Raw genomic sequence first — 5,440 nt, 5'->3', positions numbered from 1 at the left:
ATCATGGTAATCCAGGTGAAACCAGCACCTACGCTATAACGCATATTGCCTGCATCGAAACCAAAGTTATCCTTACAGTATTGCTTTGCATCTACATCAGTATTTTGTGGATCAAGATATAAATTTCCACGAGGTACATCACACTGAGTATCAAAAACTTGTGCTCCCTCTGCAAAGAGTACTGGACGAACCTGACGTGCCCAATCTCCTTTAAATGGTACAGGAAGGACTAACTCAGTACCAAACTGAACTAAAGCATTACCACCCACTTCTTCTGGACCATAGTCTTGTTGTCGTGATTCATTGTATGTTACACCTGGATACTTAGGGCCTAAGGTACTATTTTCATAACCACGTACTGAACCATAACCACCGGCATAGAAGTTCTTATAGAAAGGCAGGTCATTACCATAACCTAAACGACCATAACCACGCAGAACAAAGTCTTTGCCTAATGGGAAGAAAGCCTGAGCATCATAGGTGAGCTTTTGATATTCCACATCACTTCCTGGCAAGGCAATTTCTGCATTAACACGATGTGACATACCTGTGGTCGGGAACATTGGACGGTTCAAGGTATTATAAGACCAACCTAGATTCAGGTTATAGGTTAAGAAATCACCTTTAAACTCATCAGGAAAAGAGATCCATCCTTCATTATTAGGACCACAGGTGCCATCTTCGCTATTCAGCAAACCTTCTGGACAGTATCTACCTGGACTTCCTGTTTCCTTACCGCCATTTGCTAGCAAATAATCACGTACATATGTAGATACGTATGGCCCTGTGGTAACTTCAGTCTGGTCTATATTCAGACCCAGGCTTACACTCTGATTCTCATCAATTGGATAACCAAAATTAATACCACCACCAAAACTGTCTGTAACATAATTATTTACGTTGTAATTATCATCAAGCTTTGTTTTACGGTAGTAAAGATTATAACCGCGACGTACACCATCAATCGTGAAGTACGGATCCATTACACTCAAATTATAGTAATCCTGAGTTTCGGAACGTGACAGGTCAATCGAAACGCTGTTCCCTGTACCCAGGAAGTTAGTCTGACTTAATCCAGCCTGGAACGTTACACCACCACTTTGAGAGAAACCAACAGCTAGAGTACTTGTACCTGAATGCTGCTCTTCAACTGCCACATTCAAATCAATCTGATCTGGTGATCCTGGAATACGAACAGGTTTGATATCAACTGTTTTAAAGAAACCAGTACGCTCTAAACGTACTTTAGACAGGTCAATCTTCTCATTGCTTGCCAGCGCACTTTCCATCTGGCGCATTTCACGACGTAATACTTCATCGGCAGTTTTAGAGTTACCTGTGAAGTTGATGCGACGTACAGTCACTTGCTGACCCGGATTAATATAGTAGTTCAGATCAACCTGTTTAGTTTCGTTATTGATTTGAGGTACAACATTTACTTCAGCATAGTAATAACCAGCATTACCATATTTACGTAGCAATAGCTGCTTGACCGCATTCACTCGTTCCTGAGAGTAGGTATCACCTTCTTTATACAACTGCAAAGCTTGTAGCTCTTCAGGTTTATAAAGCGCATCGCCCAGGAATTTGGTTTGTCCAAACTTAAACTGTTCGCCTTCATTGACCGAAACTTCAATAAACACATTCTTTTTATCTTCACTCAGGTTCAGACTTGAATTGGTAATATTGAAGTTGATGTAACCACGGTTCAGATACATCGCACGTAAAGCTTCCAGGCTCGCAGCCATTTTTTCACGTGCATAACGGTCATTACGTGAAATGACCGAGCTCCAGCCACTTTCTTTAACAGCGAAAGCCTGCTTAATATCTGATTCTTTAAAGACAGTATTGCCGATAATATTGATATCAAAAACTTTAGCGGCTTTACCTTCAACAAAATCAATCAGTACTTCAACGCGGTTATTTGGTCGCGGTGTCGTTGTTACCGTAATATCGGCATCATAACGACCTTGCTGCATATATTGCTGTTCCAGCTCGGTTTCGACTGTTTGCAGTGCAGATTTCTTCAGTACCTCACCTTCAGCCAGACCCATTTTTTTCAGGCCTTCTTCCAGCGCTTCCTTTGGAATCAGCTTATTGCCTTTCAGCTCGATTTTTGAAATTACCGGACGTTCTACAACCTGGAATACCAAGGTACTGCCCTGCTGAACGGCTTTAATGTCATCAAATAGTCCAGATGCATACAAACTACGAATCGCATTGGCAATGATCGGATCATTCACCCGGTCACCACTGTTGATTGGCACCAAGCCGTACACATTTTCTGGAGTTAAACGTACCAATCCATCAAATTTTATATCTTGTACAATGAAGTCTTCTGCCGCATATACTTGTTGTGCTACTGCCATTGCACTAACGAGTGCCAAAGGCATAAATAAATGTGTGTGCTGCATGCCAGTCTTTTCCGCTGTTAATTATTCCATTTACGTTATTATAAACGCATAAAATCATTAAATAATGCCAAAAGCATCATACTGCCGAGCAGTACCATACCAATTTTTAATCCAACCAATTGTATTTGTTCAGAAACAGGTTTACCACGAATTAATTCGATAAAATAATAAACCAGGTGTCCGCCATCAAGCATTGGGATTGGCAATAAGTTTAATATCCCTAAACTTACACTCATTAGCGCCATAAAGGAAATAAAAGTTTCCCAACCCATTTCCGCGCTTTGTCCTGCCACTTTGGCAATGGTAATCGGGCCAGAAAGATTATCCAGACCAATCAGACCACGTACCATTTTGACGATCGAGTTCAGAATCATTGAAGACAGATGTGCTGTCTTGTCAAACGCCATCACCATCGCCTCAACAGGCGTATAGTGAATCATCTGTTTATATTCAGCAGGAATTGTCACCTTGCCCGGATCGCTTTGAACTCCGAGCATACCGGTTACATTCCCCATATTGTCACGTTTACCTTGCGGCATGACTTGAAGATGTACCACCTTATTACCACGTAATACATCTATCTTAAGTAATTTTTCTGGTGATGCCTGTACCACCTGTACCACATCGAACCAGTCTTTCATCTGTACACCATCAATGGCCAGAATCTTGTCACCTTCTTTAAGACCCTGACGAATGGCTGCACCATCTTCACTCAGTTTGCTCACCACAGTCGGAATTTCCGGACGATATGGCAAGAAACCTAGTGTATCAAGGGGTGACTGACTTTGATCTTTAAGAAAGTCTTGAATTGGTAACTGGAATATCTTGTTTTCACCCGCACGATCTGCCTGAATCGAAACCACACCAGTTTCACCCACACGATCCACCAAGGCATAACTCAGTTTTTCCCAAGTTTCGACTTGTGTACCATCTACAGCGACAATCTTGTCGCCCGGCTGCATCTGTACCGCGGCTGCAGGTGTGTTTGGTAAGACCTTACCTACACGAGTATTCAGCTGTTCCTGTGCAGGTAAAAAAAGTACCCAAAACAGGACAACAGCTAAAAGCAGGTTAATGAGAGGACCCGCAGCAACGATGGCAATACGTTTCCAGGGATGCTGACGGTTAAAGGCTTTAGGCAAGTCTTCTTCTGCCACACTGCCTTCACGCTCGTCCAGCATTTTGACATAGCCACCCAAAGGCAAAGCTGAAAGCTGATATTGGATACCGGATTTTTTGGAAGTCCATTTTAGGAGGGTTGGCCCAAAGCCAATGGAATAGACCAGTACTTTAACGCCCAGTTTACGTGCCACAATGTAGTGACCAAACTCGTGAATCGCAATTAAGGGACCGAGTAATAGGATTGCGGCTGCAATAATAAACAAGGCGTTCATGTCTTAACTTCCTTTATTCACAACATATTGCTGTGATAAACCTCGTGCTGTGTGATCTGCATGCAGGATAGTATCCAGATCGTGTGCTGGTTGATTGTCCATCTGGTTCAGGACAGTTTCAACCACCTGAGGAATTTGGGTAAATCTGATTTGCTGATTTAAAAATGCAGCAACTGCAATTTCATTGGCCGCATTCAAAATTGTAGGCGCAATTCCACCACTCTTCATGGCTTGACGTGCTAATTTCAGTGCCGGAAAACGAACCACATCCGGTTCCTGGAAATTCAGCTGTGAATGCTTAAACAAATCCAGAGCCGGGATATGGGTACTGATCCGTTGCGGCCATGCCAAAGCATGTGCAATTGGCGTGCCCATATCCGGGTTGCCCATTTGTGCCAATGTCGACCCGTCCACATATTGCACCATGGAATGAATAATACTCTGTGGATGCACAACAACTGTAACAAATTGTTCTTGAACTGCAAACAAATGACACGCTTCGATAAGTTCCAGTCCCTTATTCATTAAAGTAGCGGAATCTACGGAAATCTTTTGCCCCATTGACCAGTTAGGATGTTTGCAGGCTTGAGCAGGTGTCACATCATGCAATTGTTCAAGCGAATGGTTCAGGAATGGACCGCCAGAAGCAGTCAGTAAAATCTGATGAACACCGAGCTTAGGTTGACCATTACGTTCGGCATCAAAGTAGTTTTGAGGCAGGCACTGGAAAATTGCATTATGTTCAGAGTCGACAGGCAATAATAATGCACCATAATCTCGCGCGGCTTGCATCATGATGTCGCCGGACATGACCAAGGCTTCTTTATTAGCCAATAGGACACGCTTACCCGCTTTGACTGCAGCCAAGGTAGGAAGCAGGCCTGCCGCCCCGACAATTGCTGCCATTACGATATCAACATCCGCATGCTCTGCAACTGAAATTAAGCCTGCTTCGTTCTGAAGAATTTCGATATCTGATAAGCCCTGCACTTGTAGCAACTGAGAAAGCTCATCGACTTTATTTGCAGGCACTACAGCCACTTTAGGACGGTACTGCTGACAGATTTCTGCCAGCTCAGTAATACGACTTTGCGCTGTCACAGCGAAAACCGAGTAAGCTTCAGGATGTTGCTGCAAAATTTTTAAAGTACTTTGACCAATTGAACCTGTAGCACCCAGTATACAAACAGCTTGTGACATTTATAAATCTACGCCAATAAGTTTTAAAACATATATGCCTGTTGCAAAGATAGGAGCTGCAGCAAGCAAAGAATCAATACGATCTAGTACACCACCATGACCCGGCAAAATACGGCCCGAATCCTTGATTCCAGCACGACGCTTAATCATGGATTCAAACAAGTCACCTAGCACTGAACTAAATACGGTAATAACAGAAAGGATCAGGAATAGACATAGCTCTGGCCAGGTCATATCCAGATAAAGTGAAGCGACGGCAACCACGATGAGCATGGAGGTAAGAATACCGCCGTATAGACCCTCTATCGACTTGTTTGGGCTGACATTTGGTGCGAGTTTTTTCTTGCCGAATTTGCGTCCAACAAAGTAAGCGCCACTGTCTGCACCCCATACCAGCAGGAACAGGTACATCAACCACCATGGGGAGTTTAG

Annotated in this window: 4 protein-coding genes; all 4 read right to left on the bottom strand. The window is 43.3% G+C overall.

Annotation, left to right across the window (positions count from 1 at the left end; genetic code table 11):
* On the bottom strand, window positions 1-2,414 hold a 2,414-nt coding region (bamA, locus tag B4J23_RS04650), incomplete at its 3' end, for an outer membrane protein assembly factor BamA (protein ID WP_291358942.1).
* 38 nt (window positions 2,415-2,452) lie between these two features.
* Window positions 2,453-3,808, bottom strand: a complete 1,356-nt coding sequence (gene rseP, locus B4J23_RS04645; RefSeq protein WP_125278338.1) for an RIP metalloprotease RseP — start codon at window positions 3,806-3,808, stop codon at window positions 2,453-2,455.
* 3 nt (window positions 3,809-3,811) lie between these two features.
* Complete coding sequence (gene ispC, locus B4J23_RS04640) at window positions 3,812-5,008, bottom strand: 1-deoxy-D-xylulose-5-phosphate reductoisomerase (protein ID WP_125278339.1); 1,197 nt, start codon at window positions 5,006-5,008, stop codon at window positions 3,812-3,814.
* On the bottom strand, window positions 5,009-5,440 hold a 432-nt coding region (locus B4J23_RS04635; RefSeq protein WP_291358938.1), incomplete at its 5' end, for a phosphatidate cytidylyltransferase.

It is taken from the genome of Acinetobacter sp. UBA3025 (assembly GCF_002367915.1).
Taxonomy (GTDB): Bacteria; Pseudomonadota; Gammaproteobacteria; order Pseudomonadales; family Moraxellaceae; genus Acinetobacter.
Note: the sequence above shows the minus strand (reverse complement) of the source record. Positions and strands in the feature narration are given on the sequence as shown.

Excerpts from the sequence above, each read along its gene's own strand:
- rseP (WP_125278338.1), bottom strand. The coding sequence starts at position 3,808 with ATGAACGCCTTGTTTATTATTGCAGCCGCAATCCTATTACTCGGTCCC.
- ispC (WP_125278339.1), bottom strand. The coding sequence starts at position 5,008 with ATGTCACAAGCTGTTTGTATACTGGGTGCTACAGGTTCAATTGGTCAA.